Source organism: Pseudomonas delhiensis, assembly GCF_900187975.1.
GTDB lineage: Bacteria > Pseudomonadota > Gammaproteobacteria > Pseudomonadales > Pseudomonadaceae > Pseudomonas > Pseudomonas delhiensis.
Genome location: NZ_FZPC01000006.1, coordinates 88,311 through 111,997 on the forward strand (window position 1 = coordinate 88,311; position 23,687 = coordinate 111,997).

Annotated in this window: 19 protein-coding genes; 13 read left to right on the plus strand and 6 right to left on the minus strand. The window is 69.8% G+C overall.

Annotated features, from left to right (window positions below; all coding sequences use genetic code 11):
* Positions 1-292: 292 nt before the first annotated feature.
* Positions 293-1,243, minus strand: a complete 951-nt coding sequence (locus tag CHC02_RS07045) for a homoserine kinase (RefSeq protein WP_089390774.1) — start codon at positions 1,241-1,243, stop codon at positions 293-295.
* 34 nt (positions 1,244-1,277) lie between these two features.
* Complete coding sequence (locus tag CHC02_RS07050; protein WP_089390775.1) at positions 1,278-1,568, minus strand: DUF2782 domain-containing protein; 291 nt, start codon at positions 1,566-1,568, stop codon at positions 1,278-1,280.
* A gap of 74 nt (positions 1,569-1,642) precedes the next feature.
* Here CHC02_RS07050 and polA point away from each other — a divergent pair, with 74 nt between their 5' ends.
* Positions 1,643-4,381, plus strand: coding sequence for a DNA polymerase I (gene polA, locus CHC02_RS07055; RefSeq protein ID WP_089390776.1), 2,739 nt, complete (start codon positions 1,643-1,645; stop codon positions 4,379-4,381).
* 303 nt (positions 4,382-4,684) lie between these two features.
* On the opposite strand, the gene yihA is transcribed toward polA, so the two are convergent.
* The gene (yihA, locus tag CHC02_RS07060; RefSeq protein ID WP_089390777.1) at positions 4,685-5,347 is read right to left on the minus strand and encodes a ribosome biogenesis GTP-binding protein YihA/YsxC; all 663 of its coding nucleotides are present in this window, start codon (positions 5,345-5,347) and stop codon (positions 4,685-4,687) included.
* Positions 5,348-5,537: 190 nt separating this feature from the next.
* Between yihA and CHC02_RS07065 the strand changes: the two genes are divergently transcribed.
* The 8 genes from CHC02_RS07065 to CHC02_RS07100 all read left to right on the plus strand — a co-directional run bounded on the left by CHC02_RS07065 (position 5,538) and on the right by CHC02_RS07100 (position 13,526).
* Positions 5,538-5,828, plus strand: a complete 291-nt coding sequence (locus CHC02_RS07065; protein ID WP_089390778.1) for a c-type cytochrome — start codon at positions 5,538-5,540, stop codon at positions 5,826-5,828.
* Positions 5,829-5,872: 44 nt separating this feature from the next.
* Positions 5,873-6,481 carry a c-type cytochrome gene (locus CHC02_RS07070; RefSeq protein ID WP_089390779.1) on the plus strand — a complete coding sequence of 203 codons (609 nt, stop codon included), beginning with the start codon at positions 5,873-5,875 and terminating at the stop codon, positions 6,479-6,481.
* Positions 6,482-6,635: 154 nt separating this feature from the next.
* Positions 6,636-7,277, plus strand: coding sequence for a thiol:disulfide interchange protein DsbA (gene dsbA / locus CHC02_RS07075; protein WP_089390780.1), 642 nt, complete (start codon positions 6,636-6,638; stop codon positions 7,275-7,277).
* A gap of 11 nt (positions 7,278-7,288) precedes the next feature.
* Complete coding sequence (locus CHC02_RS07080; RefSeq protein WP_089390781.1) at positions 7,289-8,152, plus strand: endonuclease/exonuclease/phosphatase family protein; 864 nt, start codon at positions 7,289-7,291, stop codon at positions 8,150-8,152.
* Positions 8,149-9,999, plus strand: coding sequence for a GGDEF domain-containing protein (locus CHC02_RS07085; RefSeq protein ID WP_089390782.1), 1,851 nt, complete (start codon positions 8,149-8,151; stop codon positions 9,997-9,999). Before CHC02_RS07080 ends, CHC02_RS07085 begins: the two co-directional genes overlap by 4 nt.
* Positions 10,000-10,244: 245 nt before the next feature.
* Positions 10,245-11,006, plus strand: a complete 762-nt coding sequence (locus tag CHC02_RS07090; RefSeq protein WP_089390783.1) for a DeoR/GlpR family DNA-binding transcription regulator — start codon at positions 10,245-10,247, stop codon at positions 11,004-11,006.
* 21 nt (positions 11,007-11,027) lie between these two features.
* A complete protein-coding gene (gene glmS, locus CHC02_RS07095) occupies positions 11,028-12,863 on the plus strand; it encodes a glutamine--fructose-6-phosphate transaminase (isomerizing) (RefSeq protein WP_089390784.1) in 1,836 nt (611 codons plus the stop codon).
* Positions 12,864-13,205: 342 nt separating this feature from the next.
* On the plus strand, positions 13,206-13,526 hold the full coding sequence (locus tag CHC02_RS07100) for a co-regulatory protein PtrA N-terminal domain-containing protein (RefSeq protein ID WP_089390785.1): 321 nt from the start codon (positions 13,206-13,208) through the stop codon (positions 13,524-13,526).
* Here the strand turns inward: CHC02_RS07100 and CHC02_RS07105 are convergent, their stop codons facing one another.
* Both CHC02_RS07105 and CHC02_RS07110 read right to left on the minus strand, forming a co-directional pair.
* Entirely contained in the window at positions 13,527-14,912 is a 1,386-nt protein-coding gene (locus tag CHC02_RS07105; protein ID WP_089390786.1) for a heavy metal sensor histidine kinase, read from the minus strand. It abuts the gene before it with no gap.
* Positions 14,909-15,583, minus strand: a complete 675-nt coding sequence (locus tag CHC02_RS07110; RefSeq protein WP_089390787.1) for a heavy metal response regulator transcription factor — start codon at positions 15,581-15,583, stop codon at positions 14,909-14,911. The genes CHC02_RS07105 and CHC02_RS07110 overlap by 4 nt, the downstream gene beginning before the upstream one ends.
* Positions 15,584-16,033: 450 nt before the next feature.
* Between CHC02_RS07110 and CHC02_RS07115 the strand changes: the two genes are divergently transcribed.
* From CHC02_RS07115 to CHC02_RS07125, 4 genes are read left to right on the plus strand one after another with little or no spacing between them, the layout of a single operon-like run.
* The gene (locus CHC02_RS07115; protein WP_089390788.1) at positions 16,034-17,296 is read left to right on the plus strand and encodes a TolC family protein; all 1,263 of its coding nucleotides are present in this window, start codon (positions 16,034-16,036) and stop codon (positions 17,294-17,296) included.
* Positions 17,296-17,466, plus strand: coding sequence for a hypothetical protein (locus tag CHC02_RS30170; protein WP_167364785.1), 171 nt, complete (start codon positions 17,296-17,298; stop codon positions 17,464-17,466). The genes CHC02_RS07115 and CHC02_RS30170 overlap by 1 nt, the downstream gene beginning before the upstream one ends.
* A 25-nt stretch (positions 17,467-17,491) precedes the next feature.
* A complete protein-coding gene (locus CHC02_RS07120) occupies positions 17,492-18,742 on the plus strand; it encodes an efflux RND transporter periplasmic adaptor subunit (protein ID WP_089390789.1) in 1,251 nt (416 codons plus the stop codon).
* Between the two features lie 15 nt (positions 18,743-18,757).
* A complete protein-coding gene (locus CHC02_RS07125; RefSeq protein WP_089390790.1) occupies positions 18,758-21,889 on the plus strand; it encodes a CusA/CzcA family heavy metal efflux RND transporter in 3,132 nt (1,043 codons plus the stop codon).
* A gap of 460 nt (positions 21,890-22,349) precedes the next feature.
* On the opposite strand, the gene CHC02_RS07130 is transcribed toward CHC02_RS07125, so the two are convergent.
* Positions 22,350-23,675 (minus strand): OprD family porin, encoded by a 1,326-nt coding sequence (locus tag CHC02_RS07130; protein WP_089390791.1) that lies wholly within the window; start codon positions 23,673-23,675, stop codon positions 22,350-22,352.
* Between the last annotated feature and the right edge of the window lie 12 nt (positions 23,676-23,687).

A 23,687-nucleotide genomic window follows, 5' to 3' on the forward strand; every position in this document is an offset into this window, starting at 1 on the left:
ATATCGTCCCGAGGCACGGCGTTCCCCCGTAGGAGCAACTGTCTTGCAGGCCACGCCGAAATGCTCTTCGTAGGAGCGAGCTTGCTCGCGAACGGTGCCTACCGGCAGCAGCCATATTCCGGCTCGACTCCGCACCCTCTCCCCAGCCCTCTCCCGCAAGCGGGAGAGGGAGCCGTCCGGCGTGGGCGGAAGGTTCGGTGTCAACCTGTAGGACTTTGTCCGCGATAGCCGGAGGTTCTGGCGCGAATCGCGGGGAGGTGTATCGGCGTATGACCGCGAACGGCTATACGCCCTACAACGCAAACGGCAAATGAATCTCCACCTGCTGCCGCTTCGCCAGGCGCCGTTCGAACTCGCCCGGATCGTGGATCAGCACGTCCTGGCCGGCGAAGGCCTCGGCGGCGATCAGGCGCGACAGCCAGAAGCGTACGCAGGCCACGCGCAACATCTCCGGCCATAGCTCCGCCTCCAGGGCGGTGAACGGCCGGCGGCTGGCGTAGGCGGCCAGCAAGGCGCGGGCGCGGGGGCCGTCGAGTTCGCCGTCTTCGTGGGAGCACCAGTCGTTCAGGGTGATCGCCAGGTCGTAGAGCATCCAGCCCGAGCAGGCGTTGTAGAAGTCGATCACCCCGGCCAGGTGCGGGCCGTCGAACAGCACGTTGTCGCGGAACAGGTCGGCGTGCAGGTTGGCGCGCGGCAGCTCGGGCTGTTCGGCGAGCAGGCGGGCGATTTCCTCCAGGGCGTTCTCCAGCAGTTCGCGCGGGGCCGGGGCCAGGTGCGAGGCGAGCTGCTCGCCCTGGTGCAGCATCCAGCTCAGGCCGCGGTCGCTGGGGCGTTCGATGATGCGCCCGCGGGTGGCCAGGTGCAGGCGCGCCAGCAGCGCGCCGACCTCGCCGCAATGGTGGGCGTTGGGCTGGCGCTCGTGGCGGCCGGGCAGGCGCGGCTGCAGCAGCGCCGGCTTGCCTTCCAGCTGGCGCAGGGCCTCGCCGGCCTCGGTGCGCAGGGCGTAGGGCACCGGCAGGTCGGCCTCGTGGAGCACGTCCAGCAGTTCGACGAAGAACGGCAGGTCCTGCACCGGGCCGCGCTCGACCAGGGTCAGGACGAATTCGCCGCGTTCCAGGCTGATGAAGAAGTTGCTGTTCTCCGAGCCCTCGGGGATGCCGCGGAAGTCCTGGAGGCGCCCCAGTCCGTAGGGGGCGAGGAAGCCTTCCAGGGTGGAACGCTCAAGAGGGGTGAATACCGACATGCTCAGGCCTCGTGAGCGCCATGGGGTTGATGGGTTACCAGCTGAAGATCTGCCACTGCGGGATCAGCTTGTCCGGCTGGTCGGAACGGATGAAATTGCCATCGCTGCCGTCCTGGCGCACCAGGAAGTACGGCTTGCCATGCTTGGGCGTGACCTTGATGGCGTAGAGGAAGCCGTTGACCCGGTATTCCTGGATGGTCTTGTCGCCCTCCTGGCGGATGGTCACATCCGGTTCGGGCGTCGGCGCTTCCTCGTCCACCGCCATGGCGGCCAGGGGGGATACGGCCAGCAGGGCGGCGAGCAACCAGCGTTTGCGACTGCGCATGATAACCTTGTTCCTTTGTCGATTCGGCTGGGGTCATTCTAGCCCCTGGCCTCCGGAAAAGGTTGATTCCACTCATGAGTCAAGCACCCCTCGTCCTCGTGGACGGCTCTTCCTACCTGTACCGCGCCTTCCATGCCCTGCCGCCGCTGACCACCTCCACCGGCATGCCCACGGGCGCGGTGAAGGGGGTGCTGAACATGCTCAAGAGCCTGCGCAAGCAGTACCCCGACAGCCCCTTCGCGGTGGTCTTCGATGCCAAGGGCCCGACCTTCCGCGACGAGCTGTTCGCCGAGTACAAGTCGCACCGCCCGCCGATGCCGGACGAGCTGCGGGTGCAGATCGAGCCGCTGCACGCGGCGGTGCGAGCGCTCGGGCTGCCGCTGCTGTGCGTGGAGGGGGTGGAGGCCGACGACGTGATCGGCACCCTGGCCCGCGGCAGCGCCGCGGCGCAGCGCCCGGTGGTGATCTCCACCGGCGACAAGGACATGGCCCAATTGGTCGACGGGCACATTACGCTGGTCAACACCATGACCGGTAGCACGCTGGACGTGGATGGCGTGAAAGAGAAATTCGGCGTCGGTCCTGAGCTGATCATCGACTACCTGGCGCTGATGGGCGACAAGGTCGACAACATCCCCGGCGTGCCCGGGGTCGGCGAGAAGACCGCGCTGGGCCTGCTCACCGGCGTCGGCGGCGGCCTCGACGTGCTCTATGCCAGCCTGGACAAGGTGCCCGAGCTGCCGATCCGCGGCGCCAAGGGGCTGCCGGCCAAGCTCGAGGAAAACCGCGAGCAGGCCTACCTGTCCTACCAGCTGGCCACCATCAAGACCGACGTCGCCCTGGACGTCGAGCTGGATGCGCTGCACCCGGGCGAGCCGGACCGCGAGGCGCTGATCGAGCTGTACCGCCAGCTGGAGTTCAAGAACTGGCTGGACGACCTGCTGCGCGAGGCCAAGGAGGCCGGCGAGAGCCCCGCCGAGGATGCCCCGGCCCAGGAATCGCGCTATGAAACGGTGCTGGAGCAGGCCGCCTTCGATGCCTGGCTGCAGAAGCTGCAGGCCGCCGATCTGTTCGCCTTCGACACCGAGACCACCAGCATCGACGCCCAGCAGGCGCAGCTGGTGGGCGTTTCCTTCGCCGTCGAGCCGGGCGAGGCGGCCTACGTGCCCCTGGCCCACAGCTACATGGGCGTGCCCCAGCAGCTGGACCGCGACGCCGTGCTCAAGGCCCTCAAGCCGCTGCTGGAAGACCCGGGCAAGGCCAAGGTCGGCCAGCACGCCAAGTACGACATCAACGTCCTGGCCAACGCCAGCACGCCGATCGCCGTGCGGGGCGTGGCCTTCGACACCATGCTCGAGTCCTACGTGCTCAACTCCACCGCCACCCGCCACGACATGGACAGCCTGGCGCTGAAGTACCTGGGCCACAGCACCATCCGCTTCGAGGACATCGCCGGCAAGGGCGCCAAGCAGCTGACCTTCGACCAGATCGCCCTGGAGCAGGCCGGCCCCTACGCCGCCGAGGACGCCGACGTGACCCTGCGCCTGCACCAGGCCCTGTGGGAGAAGCTGCAGGCCATCCCGCCGCTGGCCAGGGTGTTGACCGGGATCGAGATGCCGCTGGTGCCGGTGCTGGCGCGCATCGAGCGCAACGGCGCGCTGGTCGATGCCAACCTCCTGGGGCTGCAGAGCCGCGAACTGGGAGAGAAAATGGTCGAACTGGAGCGCAAGTCCTTCGAGCTGGCCGGCGAGGAGTTCAACCTCGGCTCGCCCAAGCAGCTCGGCGCCATCCTCTACGAGAAACTCGGCCTGCCGGTGCTGGCCAAGACCGCCACCGGCCAGCCGTCCACCGCCGAGAACGTGCTGGCCGACCTGGCCGAGCAGGACTACGAACTGCCCAAGGTGATCATGCAGTACCGCTCCCTGAGCAAGCTCAAGAGCACCTACACCGACAAGCTGCCGGAACAGATCAACCCGCGCACCGGGCGCATCCACACCAGCTACCACCAGGCGGTGGCGGCCACCGGGCGGTTGTCCTCCACCGATCCGAACCTGCAGAACATCCCGATCCGCACCGCCGAGGGCCGGCGCATCCGCCAGGCCTTCGTCGCCCCCGCGGGCTGCCGGCTGCTGTCGGCCGACTACTCGCAGATCGAGCTGCGCATCATGGCCCACCTGGCCCAGGACGAAGGCCTGCTGGACGCCTTCCGCCACGACCGCGACGTGCACCGCGCCACCGCCGCCGAGGTCTTCGGCCTGGCGCTGGACGAGGTCACGCCGGAGCAGCGCCGCCGCGCCAAGGCCATCAACTTCGGCCTGATCTACGGCATGAGCGCCTTCGGCCTGGCCAAGCAGATCGGCGTCGAGCGCAAGGAGGCCCAGGCCTACATCGACCGCTACTTCGCCCGCTACCCCGGGGTGCTGGCCTACATGGAGCGCACCCGCGCCCAGGCCGCCGAGCAGGGCTACGTCGAGACGCTCTTCGGCCGCCGCCTGTACCTGCCGGAAATCGGCTCGAAGAACCAGGCCATGCGCAAGGCCGCCGAGCGCACCGCGATCAACGCGCCCATGCAGGGCACCGCGGCGGACATCATGAAGCGCGCCATGGTCGACGTGGACAACTGGCTGCAGGCCAGCGGCGTCGATGCCCGGGTCATCCTCCAGGTGCATGACGAACTGGTGCTGGAGGTGCGCGAGGGACTGGTCGAGGAAGTGGCGGCGAAACTGCGGGAACTGATGGGGGCGGCGGCGCAGCTGGCGGTACCGCTCATCGTCGAAACCGGCAGCGGTTCGAACTGGGACGAAGCCCACTGACGAACGGTCGCAGGGCCCGTGCGGCGGGCCCTGCGGGACCGCTCGGGAATCCCTGAAAAGGACCGGGGGAAATTTTTTTCATCCGCCACTGAACTTTCCCACCGCAGCCCGGGTCAGAACTCGTGAATGGCTGGAGAAGCCCTTCGATGCTCCTTTGCAGTGTTTAGTGTTGGCAGAATCCTGGACCCCGCCCTAGCGGTCCGGACTTAAACCCCGAACTTCCCCCTCCCCATACGAAGCTCGGGGTTTTTTTTGCCCGCGAAAAAGTGCCGGCGGCCAGCCGGCACCCTCTGCTGCGGGCCTTCAGGCCTGTTCGGCCGCTTCCTCGCCCCCTTCCGGCTGCAGGCCCAGCCAGGCCGCCAGGACCTGTTGCGCCTCCTCCACCCCCTCGCGCCTGGGCGCCGAGAACAGTTGCACGCTGGCGACGTCGCCCCAGCCCTGCTGGATTTCGCGGCGCACCTTGAGCAGCGCGTTCTTCGCCGCGCCGAAGGCCAGCTTGTCGGCCTTGGTCAGCAGCACGTGGATCGGCAGCCGGCTGGCCTGGGCCCAGTCGAGCATCAGGCGGTCGAACTCGGTCAGCGGGTGGCGGATGTCCATCAGCAACACCACCCCGGCCAGGCTCTCGCGGCTGCTCAGGTAGGCCTCCAGGTGCTGCTGCCAGTGCAGCTTCAGCGGGATCGGCACCTTGGCGTAGCCATAGCCGGGCAGGTCGACCAGGCGGCGCTCGTCGTCCAGGCGGAAGAAGTTCAGCAACTGGGTGCGCCCGGGGGTTTTCGAGGTTCGCGCCAGATTGGCATGGGTGAGTGCATTTAGCGCGCTAGACTTACCAGCGTTGGAACGGCCGGCGAAGGCGACTTCGCGGCCGCCGTCCTCCGGGCACTGCTCGACCTTGGCCGCGCTGATGAGGAAGGTTGCTTGCTGGCAAAGGCTGAGGATGGGGTTCTTGGCAGGTGTCTTGGGGGGCATGGGGGGCTTCCGCGGCGGGGTGCGACTCGGTGTCGCGGGGGCCGGTCTCGTTTTCGAACAGGCAGGCGAAGTATATAATGCCGCGGATTTTGTGTGCGCTTTATCCCCCAGGGTCGGGCGCCACGGGAACGCGATAATCAACCGGCCGCGCAATTAAGAACGCGGACGTTCCCTCCCGATGAGGACGATCATGAAGAAACTGCTGTTCGCAGCCGTAGCCGCCGCGCTGGCTACCGGCGTGCAGGCCGCGCAGGACCCGGAGGCGGTATACAACCGGGCTTGCGGTGCCTGTCATGCTGGCCAGTTGCCAATGGCCCCGAAGAAGGGCGACGCCGCAGCCTGGAAACCGCGCCTGGACAAAGGCATGGATACGCTGGTGCAGCACGTCACCAACGGTTTCAACGCCATGCCCCCGCGTGGCCTGTGCACCGACTGCAGTGCCGAGGACTACAAGGCGATCATCCAGTGGATGTCCCAGTAACCCCAGCCTCTCTACTTTCACCTTTAGCCGTAATGGATTAGCTGATGAACAAAATAATCGTGAGTCTGCTCTTGACCCTGGGACTGACCGGTATGGCCCACGCCGAAGTCGGCGACGCCAAGGCCGGTCAGGCGAAGGCCGCCGTGTGCGGCGCCTGCCATGGTGCCGATGGCAACAGCATGGCGCCGAACTTCCCGAAGCTGGCGGGCCAGGGGGACAAGTACCTGCTCAAACAGATGCATGACATCAAGGACGGCAAGCGTACCGTGCTGGAGATGACCGGCCTGCTGACCAACCTCAGCGACCAGGACCTGGCCGACATCGCCGCCTACTTCTCCAGCCAGAAGATGAGCGTCGGCGCCGCCGATCCCAAGCTGGTCGCCGCCGGCGAGGCCCTGTACCGCGGCGGCAAGCTGGCCGAGGGCATGCCCGCCTGCACCGGTTGCCACTCGCCCGACGGCGTGGGCAACGAGCCGGCCGCCTTCCCGCACCTGGGCGGCCAGCACGCGGCCTACGTGGCCAAGCAGCTGACCAACTTCCGCGAAGGCGACCGCACCAACGACGGCGACAGCATGATCATGCGCAGCATCGCCGCCAAGCTGTCCAACAAGGACATCGCCGCCGTCTCCAGCTACATCGAAGGCCTGCACTGAGGCCTGCGCCGCGCGGCACGGCTTGAAAAAAAAGGGTGGCTTCGGCCACCCTTTTTCGTATCCGGCGCCACTACAATGCCTGGAACCGCCGCCGGCCTCTCAAGTCCAAACACGGCCGCGCCGCGGCGCCACCGATCCAGCCAAGGAGTGAACCATGCGTAACCTGATTTTCACCGCCGTACTGGCCTTTGCCGGCCTGTTCGGTCTCAGCGCGCAAGCCGCCGAGTTCGAATCCGGCAAGCAGTACACCGAGCTGAGCACCCCTGTCCCGGTGTCCAAGCCCGGCAAGATCGAGGTGGTGGAGCTGTTCTGGTACGGCTGCCCGCATTGCTACGCCTTCGAGCCGACCATCAACCCGTGGGTCGAGAAGCTGCCGGCCGACGTGCACTTCGTCCGCATCCCGGCCATGTTCGGCGGCATCTGGAACGTCCACGGCCAACTGTTCCTGACCCTGGAAGCCATGGGCGTGGAGCACAAGGTGCACACCGCCGTGTTCGAGGCCATCCACAAGGAAGGCAAGAAACTGGCCACCCCGGAAGAAATGGCCGAGTTCCTCGCCCCGCTGGGCGTGGACAAGGACAAGTTCCTCAGCACCTTCGACTCGTTCGCCATCAAGGGCCAGATCGAGAAGGACAAGAAGCTGGCCATGGCCTACCAGATCAGCGGCGTACCGACCATGGTGGTCAACGGCAAGTACCGCTTCGACATCGGCTCGGCCGGCGGCCCGGAGAAGGCCCTGGAACTGGCCGACTTCCTGATCGCCAAGGAACGCGACGCCGCCAAGGCCGCCCAGTGAGGTAAGCCGCGATGCTGAGCAGGCTCCGCCAGCAGCGGGTGGTCGCTTCCCGCCCCGCGCAGGTCAATTCGCAGGCCGCCGAATCCGGCTATCCCGCCGACGGCCGCCTGCGCCTGCTCAGCTTCAACATCCAGGTGGGCATCAGCACCGAGCGCTACCGCCACTACCTGACCCGCGGCTGGCAGCACCTGCTGCCCGCCGCCGGGCGCGCCGGCAACCTGCAGCGCATCGGCGACCTGCTGTCCGGCTACGACCTGGTGGCCCTGCAGGAGGCCGACGGCGGCAGCCTGCGCTCCGGCTACGTCAACCAGGTGGAGCACCTGGCCCAGCTGGGCGCCTTCCCCTACTGGTACCAGCAACTCAACCGCAACCTCGGGCGCATCGCCCAGCACAGCAACGGCCTGCTCAGCCGCCTGCGCCCGACCCTGCTGGAAGACCACCCGCTGCCCGGCCCGCCCGGCCGCGGGGCCATCCTCATGCGCTTCGGCGAAGGCGACAACGCCCTGGCCGTGATCATGATGCACCTGGCCCTGGGCCCGCGTACGCGCACCCGCCAGCTCGCCTACATCCGCGAGCTGCTGCAGGGCTACCGCCACCAGGTGCTGATGGGCGACATGAACACCCACGCCACCGACCTGCTGGAGACCTCGCCGCTGCGCGATCTCGGGCTGATCGCCCCGCAGGTCGAGGCGACCTTTCCCAGCTGGCGCCCGCAGCGCTGTCTGGACCATATCCTGCTCAGCCCCGGGCTGACCCTGGAGCGGGTCAGCGTGCTGCCGGAGCCGATCTCCGACCACCTGCCGGTGGCCGTGGAGATCCGCCTGCCGGTCGGCTGCCGGCAAGACTCCGCGCTTTCTCTCAAGGACGCTCGATGAGCCGCGACGACAACCAGCGCTGGAAGGAAAAGTACCTCGCCAACATCGACCAGCAGGAGCGCCTGGAGCGCCGCTGGGAAACGCGCGTCGACCTGTTGCGCCGTGGCCTGGTGCGCAGCAGCCTGGCCGCCGAGGGCAGCGACAAGGCGGTCGACCAATGCATGCAGGAACTGCGCGAGCTGCTGCGCCGCAACGACATCGACGCCGGCCTGGCGCGGCTCATCCCGCGCCTGGAAAAGACCGTGCTGGACTCCGAGCAGCGCCGCCAGCAGCGCATTCGCCAGAACGTCACGGCGCTGCAGCAGATCGCCCAGCAGCTGCTGGGCCTGGACCTGCCGCGGGACGTGCGCCTGCCGCTGAAGCTGTTCGCCCGCGACCTGGAGGCGCGCGCCAGCCAGTCCCGCGAGCTGCCGGTGCTGCTCGGCGAGCTGGGCAGCCTGCAGCGGCGCGTGCTGGAGCAGCTGGCCGACGCCGAGGCGCCGCGCCCTGGCCTGCTGCAGCGCCTGTTCGGCGGCCGCGAAGAGGACGAGGACGGCCCCGCCCAGCCGGCAACCGCCACCCCTGGCACGCCGGCCAGCGAAACGCCGGCGGCGCCAGAGAGTGCCGAAGCCGCCGTGGCCATCGCGGCGCCGGCCCCGGCGGCAGTACAGGCCGACCCCGGGCTGCTGTCGCCCGCGCCGGCCGCCGCATTGCTGGACAGCCTGCCGCTGCCCGCCGACCTCATCCCCAGCGCGCCGCGCCCGGTGCTGCTGGACGGCGAGGGCGAGCAGCACTACGCCCTGCCGCCGATGCCCGAGCCCGGCTACAGCGCCGTGGCGCCGCACATCGAGGCCAGCCTGCTGAACCTGCTCGACCAGCTGCAACTGCCGGCCGCCTACCGCCCCCAGGCCCAGGCCCTGCGCGAACGCATCAACGGCAGCCTGAACTGGTACGAACTGGTGCCGGTGCTGGACGACCTGGCGGTGCTGGTGCTGGCCCTCAACGATAGCGGCCAGGCAGCCTTCGAGGGCTACCTGCACCAGCTCAACGACCGCCTGAGCACCTTCCTCGACAGCCTCGGCGCCGTGCAGCAGGGCCAGGACGCCGTGTCCGACAGCGCCCGGCGCCTGGACGACGACCTGCGCGACCAGGTCAGCGGCCTGCAGAGCAGCGTGCAGCAGGCCACCGACCTGGACAGCCTCAAGCGCTCGGTGGAAGGGCGCCTGGAAGGCCTGCTCGGCAGTATCGAGCGGCACCGCCAGGAACGCGAGGCCCGCGAGCGCGAGGCCGGGGAGCGCCTGCAGGCGCTGGTGGCGCGGGTTTCCTCGATGGAGGAAGAGGCGCGCACCTTCCAGGCCAGCATCGAGGACCAGCGGCAGAAGGCCCTGACCGACCCCCTCACCGGCCTGCCCAACCGCGCCGCCCTGAGCGAGCGCCTGGAACTGGAAGTGGCGCGGGTACAGCGCTTCGGTGGCGAGCTGCTGCTGGCGGTGCTGGACGTCGACCACTTCAAGCGCATCAACGACGACTACGGCCACCTGGCCGGCGACAAGGTGCTGAAGATCATCGCCGGCGAACTGGCCAAGCGCCTGCGCAAGACCGACTTCATCGCCCGCTTCGGCGGCGAGGAATTCGTCGTGCTGCTGCCCTCCACCCCCCTGGATGGCGGCCGCCAGCTGCTGGAGGCGCTGCGCACGGCGGTGGAGCGCATCCCCTTCCATTTCAAGGGCGAACCGCTGGTCATCACCTGCTCCGCCGGCCTCACCCAGTTCCGCACCGGCGAACGCAACGAAGTGGCCTTCGAACGCGCCGACCAGGCCCTGTACCGCGCCAAGCGCGGCGGCCGCAACCGCCTGGAGATGGGCTAGGCCGCCCCCTGTAGGAGCGCGCCCTGCGCGCGAATCGCGGGCAGGGCCCGCTCCTACAATTTGCCGAGGCACGGCATATCCCTGGAGGAGCGGGCTTTGTCCGCGATAGCCGGACGTCCCGGTGCGTTTCACGGATGAGATCCGCGCCGCCCCAAGCCCCGACCTCTCATCATCCAAGCTTGACGAATGAAAGCTCTTGGGTTTTGATTCGCACCTGTAACTTTCGAATCGAAACATAAACCTTCATGTCGAAACGCAACACGCCCCAGCGCCGCCACGAGATCCTCGCCCTGCTCAACCAGCAGGGGGAGGTCAGCGTGGACGACCTCGCCCGGCGTTTCGCCACCTCCGAGGTGACCATCCGCAAGGACCTGGCCGCCCTGGAGAGCAACGGCCTGCTGCTGCGCCGCTACGGCGGCGCGGTGCCCATGCCGCAGGAACTGCTGGCCGAGCCGAGCCCGCCGCTGTCGCCCTACAAGCAGGCCATCGCCCGCGCCGCGGCGGCCTGCATCCGCGAGCACGCGCGGATCATCATCGACAGCGGCAGCACCACCGCCGCGCTGATCCCCGAGCTCGGGCACAAGCCCGGCCTGGTGGTGATGACCAACTCGCTGAACGTGGCCAACGCCCTGCGCGAACTGGAGCGCGAGCCGGTGCTGCTGATGACCGGCGGCACCTGGGACCCGCACTCGGAGTCGTTCCAGGGCCAGGTGGCGGAACAGGTGCTGCGTTCCTACGACTTCGACCAGTTGTTCATCGGCGCCGCCGGCCTCGACCCCGAGCGCGGCACCACCACCTTCAACGAACTGCTCGGGCTCAGCCGGGTGATGGCCGAGGTCGCCCGCGAGGTGATCGTCATGGCCGAGGCCGACAAGCTCGGGCGGCGCATGCCCAACCTGGAGCTGCCGTGGAGCAGCGTCCAGACCCTGATCACCGACGAGCGCCTCAGCGACGAGGCCTGTGCCCAGATCGAGGCGCGCGGCGTGAAAGTCATACGCGCGCGCTGAACGAACCCAGGAGAACGCCCCATGTGTGGAATCGTAGGCGCCATCGCCGAACGCAACGTCACCCCGATCCTGATCGAAGGCCTCAAGCGCCTCGAATACCGCGGCTACGACAGCGCCGGCCTGGCCCTGGTGGACGCCGCCGGCGAACTGCAGCGCCGCCGCCGCGTCGGCAAGGTGGCGAGCCTGGAGCAGGCCCTGGCCGAGCAGCCGCTGGCCGGCCACCTGGGCATCGCCCACACCCGCTGGGCCACCCACGGCGCGCCCAGCGAGGCCAACGCCCACCCGCACTTCTCCCACGACCGCCTGGCGGTGGTGCACAACGGCATCATCGAGAACCACGAGGAACTGCGCGAGTACCTCAAGGGCGAGGGCTACGTGTTCAGCTCGCAGACCGACACCGAGGTCATCGTCCACCTGCTGCACCTGCGCCTGCGCGAGCTGGGTGACCTGGCCAGCGCGCTCAAGGCCACGGTCAAGGAATTGCACGGCGCCTACGGCCTGGCGGCGATCAGCCTGGACCAGCCGGACCGCATCGTCGCCGCCCGCAGCGGCAGCCCGCTGGTGGTCGGCCTGGGCCTGGGCGAGAACTTCCTGGCCTCCGACCAGTTGGCCCTGCGCCAGGTCACCGACCGCTTCATCTACCTGGAAGAAGGCGACATCGTCGAGCTGCGCCGCGACAGCGTGCAGCTGTGGGACGCCGAAGGCCGCCCGGTGAAGCGCGAGGCGGTGCAGTACCACGAGGGCGCCGAGGCCGCCGACAAGGGCGAATACCGCCACTTCATGCTCAAGGAAATCCACGAGCAGCCCAAGGTGGTGCAGCGCACCCTGGAAGGCCGCCTGGGCGCCGGCCAGGTGCTGGTGGAGAACTTCGGGCCGAACGCCGCCGAGCTGTTCGCCAAGGTGCGCAACGTGCAGATCGTCGCCTGCGGCACCAGCTACCATGCCGGCCTGGTGGCGCGTTACTGGCTGGAGGAGCTGACCGGCATCCCCTGCCAGGTGGAAGTGGCCAGCGAGTTCCGCTACCGCAAGGTGGCGGTGCAGCCCGACGCCCTGTTCGTCACCATCTCCCAGTCCGGCGAGACCGCCGACACCCTGGCCGCGCTGCGCAATGCCAAGCAGCTGGGCTTCCTTTCCAGCCTGGCGATCTGCAACGTGGCCACCAGCTCGCTGGTGCGCGAGTCGGACATGACCCTGCTGACCCTGGCCGGCCCGGAGATCGGCGTGGCCTCGACCAAGGCCTTCACCACCCAACTGGTGGCCCTGCTGCTGCTGACCCTGGCCATCGGCCGGGTGCAGGGCCGCCTGGGCGAGGGCGTCGAGGCCGAGCTGGTGGAAGCCCTGCGCCGCCTGCCGACGCGCCTGGAAGAAGCCCTGGCGATGGACAAGGTGGTGGAGAAGGTCGGCGAGCTGTTCGCCGAGAAGCACCACACCCTGTTCCTCGGCCGCGGCGCCCAGTACCCGGTGGCCATGGAGGGGGCGCTGAAGCTCAAGGAAATCTCCTACATCCACGCCGAAGCCTACCCGGCCGGCGAGCTCAAGCACGGCCCGCTGGCCCTGGTGGACGCCGACATGCCGGTGGTCACGGTGGCGCCGAACAACGAGCTGCTGGAAAAGCTCAAGTCCAACCTGCAGGAAGTCCGCGCCCGCGGCGGCGAGCTGATCGTCTTCGCCGAGGCCGACAGCGGCATCGGCAACGGCCCGGGCACCCACGTGGTGAGCATGCCGCCGATCCACGACTGCCTGGCGCCCATCCTCTACACCGTGCCGCTGCAGCTGCTGTCCTACCACGTGGCGGTGCTCAAGGGCACCGACGTCGACCAGCCGCGCAACCTGGCCAAGTCGGTGACCGTGGAATAGGCCGCGGGCCCGGATGCATGAAAAGGCCCCGCGAGGGGCCTTGGTACGCCCACCGCTGGCGCTACCTGTAGGAGCGCGCCCTGCCCGCGATTCGCGCGCAGGGCGCGCTCCTACATGGCCTGGTGCCAGGGCAACCCGTTCGCGGTTATCCGCCGTTGGCCGGAAACACCGGTGCCCGACGGTAATGGCGCATAACGCCATAGGCGTTATGCGCCCTACACCGCGGGCCGGATGCGGTTGCCGCCGGCGGATTACCGAATCGTCATGCGCCCCTCAGGCTCCCGTTAGGCCCCGCTGCTTAAGGTGAAGGCAGTTTCCACCACCACCGACGAGGTGACTGCCATGAACCCGATCCGCCCCTTCCTGCTCGCCGGCCTGCTCGGCGTTTCGTCCCTGGCCCTGGCCGAGAGCGGTGGCGACCGCACCTTCGCGCGCATGGAGCAGGCCCGCCAGGTGGCCATGCGCGGCGCCGCCGAGACGGCGGCCGCGGACTACCGGCGCTACGAGTACGGCATGCGCCTGGACATCGCCCAGGTCCTGGAGGTCTCGCCGGCCAAGGGCTGCGGCGTGGTGCCGGTGCGCATGCGCTACCTGGATTCGGGCGGCGCCGAGCAGCGCCTGGAGTACCGCGCCGAGCGCGTCAGCTGCAACCGCGGCAAGTGATCAGGCGGCCGCCTCGGGGAAGCGCAGGTGGAAGCAGGTCGGCCCCTCCGGCCGGCTGTCCACCGCGACGCTGCCGCGGTGCAGGCTCATGATCGAGCGGACGATGGCCAGGCCCAGGCCGGTGCCGCCCTCGGCCCGCGAACGGCCGCCGTCGGCGCGGTAGAAGCGCTCGAACAGCCGCGGCAGGTGCTGCGGCGCTATCCCCGGGCCGGGGTTGGCGACGCTGAGGGTGGCGCCTTCCAGGCCGCTTTCGATGTCGATGCGCACCCGGCTGCCCTCCGGGGTGTGGCGGATGGCGTTGGACAGCAGGTTGGAGATCGCCCGCTGGACCATCAGGCGCTCGCCCATCACCCAGGCGTCGCCGTTCAACTCGATGTCCACCCGCTTGTCCTCCGCGGCGTAGAGGAACAGCTCCGCCACGCGGGCGGCCTCGTCCCCCAGCGACAGGCGCTCGAAGGGCACCTGGGCCTGGTTGACCTGGGCCAGGAACAGCATGTCGCTGACGATGCGCGACAGCCGTTCCAGTTCCTCGATGCCCGAGGCCAGCACGGCCTTGTACTCCTCCGCCGGGCGCTCCCGCGAGAGCGTCACCTGGGCCTTGCCCATCAGGTTGCCGATCGGCGAGCGCAGCTCGTGGGCGAGGTCGTCGGAGAACTGCGTGAGCTGCTGCACGCCCTGGTCCAGGCGGTGCAGCATCACGTTCAGCGCCTGGGCCACCTCGCCCAGCTCCAGAGGCAGCTTCTCCACCGGGATGCGGTGGCTGAGGTCCTCGGTGGAGATGTTCGCCGCCACCCGGCGGAAGCGCCGTAGCGGCGACAGCCCGCGCTGCACCGCGTACCAGGCGCCCAGGCCCACCAGCAGCAACAGGAAGGGCACGCCGGCCAGCACCGAGCGGCGGAAGGCGCCGAGCAGGGCGTCGTCGTTGCTGCGTTCCAGGGTCAGCAGCACGCGCACGCTGGCGCCGTTGGCCAGGCGCACCACGCTGCTGGCGGTGAGCAGGCGCTGGCCGCCGGCGTCGGCCCAGGCGTGGTAGCCCAGGCCGGCGCCCGGCAGCAGGCGGTCGAGGCTGGCGCGGCGCAGCGGCGGGCCGGTGTCCAGCAGCGGCGCCTGGCCCGGGTGCGGGGCGAGCAGGGTCAGCGACAGGTTGTCGTGGCCGGCCACCACGTCCAGCAGCTCGTGGGGGCCGCGGACCAGGTCGCGGTCGTCCAGGCCGGCGCCCAGGGCATGGCGCACCTGGCCGAGCTTGTCGGCCAGCTCGTTGCGCGCGCGGCTCTGCAACTCGTGGTCGAGGGCGCCGTAGGCGAGCAGCGCGAGCACCACCACCAGGCCGGCGCACAGCAGGCCGATGCCCAGGCCCAGGCGGGTGGACAGGCTGGCCGGCTTCATTCGCGGGCCTCGAGCACGTAGCCGACGCCGCGCAGGGTGTGGATCAGCTTGCTGTCGAAGGGGTCGTCGACCTTCAGCCGCAGGCGGCGGATGGTGACCTCCACCACGTTGGTGTCGCAGTCGAAGTTCATGTCCCACACCAGCGAGATGATCTGGGTGCGCGTCAGCACCTCGCCGCTGCGGCTCATCAACAGGTGCAGCAGGGCGAACTCCTTGGTGGTCAGGTCGATGCGCCGGCCCTCGCGGTAGGCGCGGTGGCGCGCCGGGTCCAGCTCCAGGGCGGCCACCTGCAGCACCGGCGGCGCGCTCACCCGCTCGCTGCGGCGCAGCAGGGTGCGCACCCGGGCGAGCAGCTCGGGGAACTCGAAGGGCTTCACCAGGTAGTCGTCGGCGCCCAGCTCCAGGCCGCGCACGCGCTCGGCCAGGCGGCCGCGGGCGGTGAGCAGCATGACCCGCGTGTCGCTCTCGCGGCGCAGCTGGCGGAGCACTTCCCAGCCGTCCATCTGCGGCATGTTCACGTCGAGGATGATCAGTTCGTAGCTGCCCTGGCGCGCCAGGTGCAGGCCGTCGACGCCATTGCCGGCGCGGTCGACCACGAAGCCGCTCTCGCTCAGGCCCTGGTGCAGGTAATCGGCGGTCTTGGCCTCGTCTTCCACCACTAGGATTCGCATATGGGCAGTCACCTTCCATTCAGTAATCTGACAATTCTGTTCATATTCGTTGTGCGATTTACGGATATATCCGCTCGGAACTTTCCGGTAATTAACGGTGGGCGAGGCTGAGGGCTGTAGTTGCTAAAGGGTCAATATCCAGGCCCGTCCAATGATGTTTCCGGATATTGCCCAGGCGCCTTTACTGGATGCATAAGCCGCTGATGCATATGGGTTTGTCCGAGCGGCGCCGGGAATCAGGAACCGGTCGCGAATAGCGGCACGGGCAATGGTAGACAGGAATAAGGCGGTTTTTCCTTGTCTGTCATATTTGTAATTGGCAGGTCACCTTGCCGATAAAAGGCCGGCATTACCTTGGCGACACTTGGCGCAACTTTCCGAAAGTTGCCGCCGATTCATACGTGGAAGCCGCCCGCGGTTTCCATCCGAAGTCGTTTCCCGAGGTGTGCCGTGTCCTACCGTCGTGCCCTGTTCCGGCGGCCGGCTGCGGGCCTGTGTCCGTGGCCGGCGCCCCTGTCGCTGTTCCTGCTGCTGTTCGGCCTGCTGGGCGGGCCGGCCGAGGCCCGTACCCTGGGCTTCGACGAGGCCCTGCGCAGCGCGTTGGGCGCCAACCCCGAACTGGCCGCCGTGGCCCGTGGCCCGGGCATCGCCGAGGGCGAGCGGCGCCAGGCGGCGTTGCTGCCGAACCCGAGCCTGTCCTGGGAGACGGAAGACACCCGCCGCGACCGTTCCACCACCACCCTCTCCCTGACCCAGCCCCTGGAGCTGGGCGGCAAGCGTGGCGCGCGGCTGGCCGTGGCCGAGCGTGGCGAGGCGATCGCCGAAATGGAGCTGGAAGTGCGCCGCAACGCGCTGCGCGCCGAGGTGCTGGAGGCCTTCCAGGCTGCCCAGCAGGCCCAGGAGCGCCTGCGCCTGGGCGAGGAATCGGTATCGCTGGGCCAGCGCGCCCTGCGTGCCGCCGAGGCGCGGGTGCGCGCCGGCAAATCGGCGCCGCTGGAGGCGACGCGGGCACAGGTGCAACTGGCCGAGGTGGAGCTGGACCTGCAGCGCGCACGCATCGGCCGCGACCAGGCCTACCGCGTGCTGGCCGGGCTCATGGGGCAGGCCGAGCCGGGCTTCGCCGAGGTGACGGGCAACGCCGATCTGCCGGCGCCGCCCCGGGCCGCGCAGCTGCTGCGGCGCCTGGACGAGGCTGCCGAGCTGCGCCTGGCGCTGCTGCAGGTCGACCAGCGCGAGGCCGCCGTGCAACTGGCGCGGGCCGAGCGCGTGCCCAACCTCGACGTCAGCCTGGGCAGCCAGTACGACCACGAGGCCCGCGAGCGGGTGAACCTGGTCGGGCTGTCCCTGCCGCTGCCGTTGTTCGACCGCAACCAGGGCCGCCTGCTGGCCGAGGCGCGCCGCGCCGACCAGGCCCGCGACCTGCGCAACGCCACCGAGCTGCGCCTGCGCCGCGAGACGCAGCAGGCCCTGGACCTGTGGGGCACCGCCCGGTACGAGGCGCGGACCCTGCGCGACACCCTGCTGCCGGCTGCGCGCCAGGCCCTGGACAGCGCCACCCGCGGTTTCGAGATGGGCAAGTTCGGCTTCCTGGAAGTGCTCGACGCCCAGCGCACCCTGCTCGCCGCGCGTGACCAGTACCTGCAGGCGCTGGCGCGCCTCGCCGAGGCCCGCGGGCGCACCGAGCGCATCTTCGGCGACCTGGCGCCGCGCTGATGGCCGGGGGCTCCCTGTGCGCCCGGCTGTCGTCGGTGCTGCTGGCGGCGGTAGCGCTGGCCGCCGGCGGCCACCTTCCCTACCAGGCCCCTGGCTCCGCCGCCGGGCACTGGTGCATCCATGACCTGTTCCGCGCCCTGGGCGCGCTGTCGAGCCTGATCGGCGCCTGAGGCGCGGGGCCATCCGGGAGAGTCCATGAAGTCGAGAGAAACGAAGATCGCCGCCGCCATGCTGTTCCTGCTGGCGCTGGGCGGCGCCGCCACCCTGTTGCCGGGCGGTGCCGCCCAGGCGCCCGAAGGGCAGGGCGAGGCGGGCGCCCACGCCGACGGCGAACACCATGGCGAGGCCGCCACCACCGCGCCTGTTGACGCCAAGGACCATGGCGACGACGAGCGCCACGCCGGGGCCGGCGGGCATGGCGAGGAAGAAGACGCCGGCCTGCGCCTGAGCGACGAGCAGCTGCATGCGGCCGGCGTGGCGCTGGAGCCTGCCGCGCCGGCGGCGTTGTCCGCGCGCCTGACGCTGCCCGGCGAGATCGCCTTCGACGCCGACCGCACCGCGCACCTGGTGCCGCGGGTGGCCGGGGTGGTGCAGCAGGTGGCGGCCGAGCTGGGCCAGGCGGTGAAGCGCGGCGAGCTGCTGGCGGTGATCGCCAGCCCGCAGTTGTCCGACCTGCGCAGCGAACTGGCGGCGGCGCAGCGACGCTTCGAGCTGGCGCGGGTGACCGATGAGCGCGAGCGCCAGCTGTGGCGGGAAAAGGTCTCCGCCGAGCAGGACTACCTGCAGGCGCGCCAGGCCCGCCAGGAAGCCGAGATCGCCCTGGCCAACGCGCGACAGCGGCTCGGCGCCCTGGGCGGCGCCGGCGGCGACCGCTACGAGCTGCGCGCGCCCTTCGACGGCGTGGTGGTGGAGAAGCACCTGGTGCAGGGCGAGGTGGTCGACGCCAGCAGCGCCGCCTTCACCCTCTCCGACCTGTCGCGGGTCTGGGCCACCTTCGCCGTGGCGCCGCGGGACCTGGCCTGGGTGCAGCTGGGCAAGGCGGCGCAGGTCGAGGCGGTGGACCTGGGCATGCGCGCCGAGGGCCGCGTCGCCCAGGTCGGCAGCCTGCTGGGCGAGCAGTCGCGCATGGCCAGCGCCCGGGTGGTGGTGGCGAACCCCGGCGGCGCCTGGCGGCCGGGCCTGCCGGTGCAGGTGACGCTGGCCGCCGCGCCACGGGCGGCGGCGGTCAGCGTGGCGGAGGCGGCCGTGCAGCGCCTGGAGGAACGGGACGTGGTGTTCGTCCGCCGCGACGGCGCCTTCGTCGCCCAGCCGGTGCGCCTGGGCGCCCGCGCCCAGGGCCGGGTGGAGGTGCTGCAGGGCCTGGCGGCCGGCGAGCAGGTCGCCGCCGCCGGCAGCTTCGTCCTCAAGTCGGAGCTGGGCAAGGCCAGCGCCGAGCACGCCCACTGACCGCCGGAGTCCCCCATGTTCGAACGCATCCTCCGTTTCGCCATCGAGCAGCGCTACCTGGTGCTGCTCGCCGTGCTGGGCATGGCCGCCCTGGGCGTGGCCAGCTACCAGAAGCTGCCGATCGACGCGGTGCCCGACATCACCAACGTCCAGGTGCAGGTCAACACCGCCGCCCCCGGCTATTCGCCGCTGGAGACCGAGCAGCGCATCACCTACCCCATCGAGACCGCCATGGCCGGCCTGCCGGGCCTGCAGCAGACGCGCTCGATCTCGCGCTCGGGGCTGTCGCAGGTGACGGCGATCTTCGCCGACGGCACCGACATCTACTTCGCCCGGCAACTGGTCAACGAGCGCCTGCAGCAGGCCCGCGAGCAACTGCCCGAAGGCGCCGAGGCGGCGCTGGGGCCGATCTCCACCGGCCTGGGCGAGATCTTCCTGTGGACCATCGAGGCCGCCGAGGACGCGCGCAAGGAGGACGGCACGCCCTACACCCCCACCGACCTGCGGGTGATCCAGGACTGGATCGTCAAGCCGCAGCTGCGCAACGTGCCCGGCGTGGCCGAGATCAACACCATCGGCGGCCAGGCCCGGCAGTACCAGGTGGCGCCGGACCTGCAGCGCCTGGCCGCGCACCGCCTGACCCTGGCCGATCTGCTGGCGGCCCTGGAGCGCAACAACGGCAACGTCGGCGCCGGCTACATCGAGCGCAACGGCGAGCAACTGCTGGTGCGCGCGCCGGGGCAACTGGCCGGGCTGGAGGACATCGGCAACGTGTTGGTGGCCAACCTGGACGGCACGCCGATCCGCGTGCGCGACGTGGCCCAGGTGCAGATCGGCCGCGAGCTGCGCAGCGGCGCGGCCACCGAGAACGGCCGCGAGGTGGTGCTGGGCACGGTGTTCATGCTGATCGGCGAGAACAGCCGCAGCGTCGCCGCCGCCGTGGCCGAGCGCCTGGAGCAGGTCAACCGCAGCCTGCCGGCGGGGGTGCGCGCGGTGCCGGTGTACGACCGCACGCAACTGGTGGACAAGGCCATCGCCACGGTGAAGAAGAACCTGCTGGAGGGCGCGGTGCTGGTCATCGCCGTGCTCTTCCTGTTCCTCGGCAACCTGCGCGCGGCGCTGATCACCGCCATGGTCATCCCCCTGGCCATGCTGTTCACCTTCAGCGGCATGTTCGCCAACCGCGTCAGCGCCAACCTGATGAGCCTGGGCGCGCTGGACTTCGGCATCATCGTCGACGGCGCGGTGGTCATCGTCGAGAACGCCATCCGCCGCCTGGCCCACGCCCAGCAGCACCACGGCCGCCTGCTGACGCGCAGCGAGCGCCTGCACGAGGTGTTCGCCGCGTCGAGGCAGGCGCGCCGCGCGCTGGTCTTCGGCCAGTTGATCATCATGGTGGTGTACCTGCCGATCTTCGCCCTCACCGGCGTCGAGGGGAAAATGTTCCACCCCATGGCCTTCACCGTGGTCATCGCGCTGTTCGGCGCCATGCTGCTGTCGGTGACCTTCGTGCCGGCGGCCATCGCGATCTTCGTCAGCGGCCGGGTGCAGGAGCGGGAGAACTGGCTGATGCGCGGCGCCCGCCGCGGCTACGAGCCGGTGCTGGGCTGGGTGATGGGCCACCGCGCGCGGGTGTTCGCCGGCGCCGCGCTGCTGGTGCTGGGCGCCGGCCTGCTGGCCACGCGCATGGGCAGCGAGTTCGTGCCCAGCCTCAGCGAGGGCGACTTCGCCCTGCAGGCCCTGCGCGTGCCGGGCACCAGCCTGACGCAGTCGGTGGAGCTGCAGGCGCGCCTGGAGCGCCACATCCTCGCCCGGGTGCCGGAGGTGCAGCGGGTGTTCGCCCGCACCGGCACCGCCGAGATCGCCTCCGACCCCATGCCGCCGAACATCTCCGACAGCTACCTGATGCTGCGCCCGCAGCAGGACTGGCCGGACCCGCGCAAGCCGCGCGCGCAGCTGGTGGCGGAAATCCAGCGCGCCGCCGCCGAGGTGCCGGGGAGCAACTACGAGCTGTCGCAGCCGATCCAGCTGCGCTTCAACGAGCTGATCTCCGGGGTGCGCAGCGACGTGGCGGTGAAGGTCTTCGGCGACGACATGGCGGTGCTCGAGCAGACCGCCGGGAAGATCGCCGAGGCCCTGCGCCAGGTGCCCGGCGCCTCCGAGGTGAAGGTGGAGCAGACCGGCGGCCTGCCGGTGCTGACCCTCGACATCGACCGCGAGCGGGCGGCGCGCTACGGCCTGGCCGTGGGCGACGTGCAGGACTTCGTGGCCATCGCCGTGGGCGGGCGCCAGGCCGGCACGCTGTTCGAGGGCGACCGCCGCTTCGACCTGCTGGTACGCCTGCCCGAGGCGCAGCGCAGCGACGTCGATGGCCTGTCGCGCCTGCTGTTGCCGTTGCCGGCCGGTGCCGACGGGCGCATCGCCTTCATCCCGCTCGGCCTGGTGGCGCAACTGCAACTGCTGCAGGGGCCGAACCAGGTCAGCCGGGAGAACGGCAAGCGCCTGGTGGTGGTCAGCGCCAACGTGCGTGGCCGCGACATCGGCTCCTTCGTCGCCGAGGCCGAACGGCGCCTGGCCGGCGAAGTGCAGGTGCCGGCCGGCTACTGGACCGCCTGGGGCGGCCAGTTCGAGCAGTTGCAGTCGGCGGCCGAGCGCCTGCGGGTGGTGGTGCCGGTGGCGCTGCTGCTGGTCTTCGTGCTGCTGTTCATGATGTTCGGCAACGTCCGCGACGGCCTGCTGGTGTTCACCGGCATCCCCTTCGCCCTCACCGGCGGGGTGGCGGCGCTGTGGCTGCGCGACATCCCGCTGTCGATCTCCGCCGGGGTGGGCTTCATCGCCCTGTCCGGGGTGGCGGTGCTCAACGGCCTGGTGATGCTCGCCTTCATCCGCGACCTGCGCGAGGAGGGCCGCGGCCTCGACGCGGCCATCCGCGAGGGCGCCCTGACGCGCCTGCGCCCGGTGCTGATGACGGCCCTGGTGGCCTCCCTGGGCTTCGTGCCCATGGCCCTGGCCACCGGCACCGGCGCCGAGGTGCAAAGGCCGCTGGCCACGGTGGTGATCGGCGGCATCCTCTCTTCCACTGCGCTCACCCTGCTGGTGCTGCCGGCGCTGTACCGCTGGGCCCACCGCCGCGACGAGGCGGCCTGAGCCCGGCCGAAAAAAAGGCGCCCGCAGGTGGGCGCCTCAGGGGCCGTCTCTCACCAAAGGAGCTTTCGCTGCCGAGACGACCGTCAGTTCACACGAGTGGGGGCTGACGGAACCATTGGACCCTGCCGCCACTAACAGGACGCTGAGCAGAACATGACGATTCTGACAGCGGGAAATTCAGGGGGCGTTCACCACCGGTTCCGCTGGATGTGCCGAGGTGCTCTTCGTAGGATGGGTTGAGCCTTGGCGAAACCCATGCGGCCTCCTCCACCTTGTAGGAGCGGGCCCTGCCCGCGATTCGCGCGCAGGGCGCGCTCCTACAAGGGGAATGGCGCGGGTGGGACGGCGTAGGAGACTCCGTCCGCGATTGAACCCACCGGCAACGCCGGCCCATCCGCTGGCACGGCCAACCCCCGTAAACGAAAAAAGCCCCCGCAGGGGCCTTCTCCGCAACCGAACCTCAAAGCACCCGCAACGGGTACTCCACTATCAGCCGCACCTCGTCCAGGTCCGACTCGAAGGCCGTGGCCCGCGTCGTCGCCTGGCGCAGGCGGAAGGACAGGTTCTTCAGGCTGCCGTCCTGCACCACGTACTTCGCCTCGATGTCGCGCTCCCAGCGCTTCTGGCCGGTCAGCGGGTCGCCGTTTTCGTCGCGGCGCATGTACACCGCGTTGGCGTGGCTGTAGTCGGCGTCGCTGCCGCGGGCGTAGCGGGTCATGAAGCTCAGGCCGGGCACGCCGTAGGCCTGCATGTCGAGGTCGTAGCGGAGCATCCAGGAACGCTCCTTCGGCGAGTTGAAGTCGGTGTACTGGATGGAGTTGTCCAGGTAGATCGAGTCCGACTGGCGCAGGTAGTCGAAGTCGTTGTTGCCGTTGTTGCGCTGGTGGCTCAGGGCCAGGGTGTGGGCGCCGAAGCGTACGCCGAGCTTGCCGCTCCAGATGTTGGTATTGAATTCGCCCAGCAGCTCGCGGCCGCCGTCGTCCACCGACTTGTAGTAGGTGAAGCCGCCGATCAGGTCGAGGCCGTCGGCCAGCGGGTAGGTCGCCGAAGTGGCGGCGTAGTACTGCTTCCAGGCGTCCTTCAGGCGGCTGCCGTAGAGGCTCAGGCTGACCTCGTCGGTGAGCGCGTAGTCGCCGCCCAGGTAGGCGATCCAGGGGGCGTCCACGGGGCCGGCGTAGAAGGTCGAGAAGCCTTCGCTCATCTTGCGCTCGTTGGGCTGGCTCATCGAATGCAGGCGCCCGGCCTGCAGGTCCAGGCCCTCGAGGCTGGCGTTGTTCAGGGTCACGCCGCGGAAGGTCTCGGGCAGCAGGCGCGAGTCGCCGTAGTGCACCACCGGGGTCTGCGGGAACACGTCGCCGGCCCGCAGCTCGGTGTCGAACAGGCGCAGCCTGGCGGCGCCGCCGGCCTTGGCGTATTCGTTCTGCGTGCGGCCGCGGGCGTCCACCGGCAGCACGTCGAAGGAGCTGTGCCCGCCGTTGCGGCCGTCGCCGCTGTCCAGCTGGATGCCGAGCATGGCGAAGGCGTCGACGCCGAAACCCACCGTGCCCTGGGTGTAGCCGGACTGGTAGCGCCCCACCAGGCCCTGGGCCCAGGCCTCGGAATAGCCGTTGCCCTTGGGGCTGGCCTGGCCGTGGCGGTCGTCGCGGTTGAAGTAGAAGTTGCGGTTGAGGATTTCCAGGCGGCTGCCTTCGAGGAAGCCTTCGGCGCTTTCCTCGGCGCCGGCCAGGGGGCTGGCCAGCCCGGCGGCGAGCAGGGAAAGGGCCAGGGGAATGTTCCGCTGTGTCATCGATCGCTCCAT

What these genes read in the sequence shown, in the direction of transcription:
- CHC02_RS07045 (WP_089390774.1), bottom strand. Translation starts at nt 1,243, where the DNA reads ATGTCGGTATTCACCCCTCTTGAGCGTTCCACCCTGGAAGGCTTCCTC.
- CHC02_RS07050 (WP_089390775.1), bottom strand. Translation starts at nt 1,568, where the DNA reads ATGCGCAGTCGCAAACGCTGGTTGCTCGCCGCCCTGCTGGCCGTATCC.
- polA (WP_089390776.1), top strand. Translation starts at nt 1,643, where the DNA reads ATGAGTCAAGCACCCCTCGTCCTCGTGGACGGCTCTTCCTACCTGTAC.
- yihA (WP_089390777.1), bottom strand. Translation starts at nt 5,347, where the DNA reads ATGCCCCCCAAGACACCTGCCAAGAACCCCATCCTCAGCCTTTGCCAG.
- CHC02_RS07065 (WP_089390778.1), top strand. Translation starts at nt 5,538, where the DNA reads ATGAAGAAACTGCTGTTCGCAGCCGTAGCCGCCGCGCTGGCTACCGGC.
- CHC02_RS07070 (WP_089390779.1), top strand. Translation starts at nt 5,873, where the DNA reads ATGAACAAAATAATCGTGAGTCTGCTCTTGACCCTGGGACTGACCGGT.
- dsbA (WP_089390780.1), top strand. Translation starts at nt 6,636, where the DNA reads ATGCGTAACCTGATTTTCACCGCCGTACTGGCCTTTGCCGGCCTGTTC.
- CHC02_RS07080 (WP_089390781.1), top strand. Translation starts at nt 7,289, where the DNA reads ATGCTGAGCAGGCTCCGCCAGCAGCGGGTGGTCGCTTCCCGCCCCGCG.
- CHC02_RS07085 (WP_089390782.1), top strand. Translation starts at nt 8,149, where the DNA reads ATGAGCCGCGACGACAACCAGCGCTGGAAGGAAAAGTACCTCGCCAAC.
- CHC02_RS07090 (WP_089390783.1), top strand. Translation starts at nt 10,245, where the DNA reads ATGTCGAAACGCAACACGCCCCAGCGCCGCCACGAGATCCTCGCCCTG.
- glmS (WP_089390784.1), top strand. Translation starts at nt 11,028, where the DNA reads ATGTGTGGAATCGTAGGCGCCATCGCCGAACGCAACGTCACCCCGATC.
- CHC02_RS07100 (WP_089390785.1), top strand. Translation starts at nt 13,206, where the DNA reads ATGAACCCGATCCGCCCCTTCCTGCTCGCCGGCCTGCTCGGCGTTTCG.
- CHC02_RS07105 (WP_089390786.1), bottom strand. Translation starts at nt 14,912, where the DNA reads ATGAAGCCGGCCAGCCTGTCCACCCGCCTGGGCCTGGGCATCGGCCTG.
- CHC02_RS07110 (WP_089390787.1), bottom strand. Translation starts at nt 15,583, where the DNA reads ATGCGAATCCTAGTGGTGGAAGACGAGGCCAAGACCGCCGATTACCTG.
- CHC02_RS30170 (WP_167364785.1), top strand. Translation starts at nt 17,296, where the DNA reads ATGGCCGGGGGCTCCCTGTGCGCCCGGCTGTCGTCGGTGCTGCTGGCG.
- CHC02_RS07120 (WP_089390789.1), top strand. Translation starts at nt 17,492, where the DNA reads ATGAAGTCGAGAGAAACGAAGATCGCCGCCGCCATGCTGTTCCTGCTG.
- CHC02_RS07125 (WP_089390790.1), top strand. Translation starts at nt 18,758, where the DNA reads ATGTTCGAACGCATCCTCCGTTTCGCCATCGAGCAGCGCTACCTGGTG.
- CHC02_RS07130 (WP_089390791.1), bottom strand. Translation starts at nt 23,675, where the DNA reads ATGACACAGCGGAACATTCCCCTGGCCCTTTCCCTGCTCGCCGCCGGG.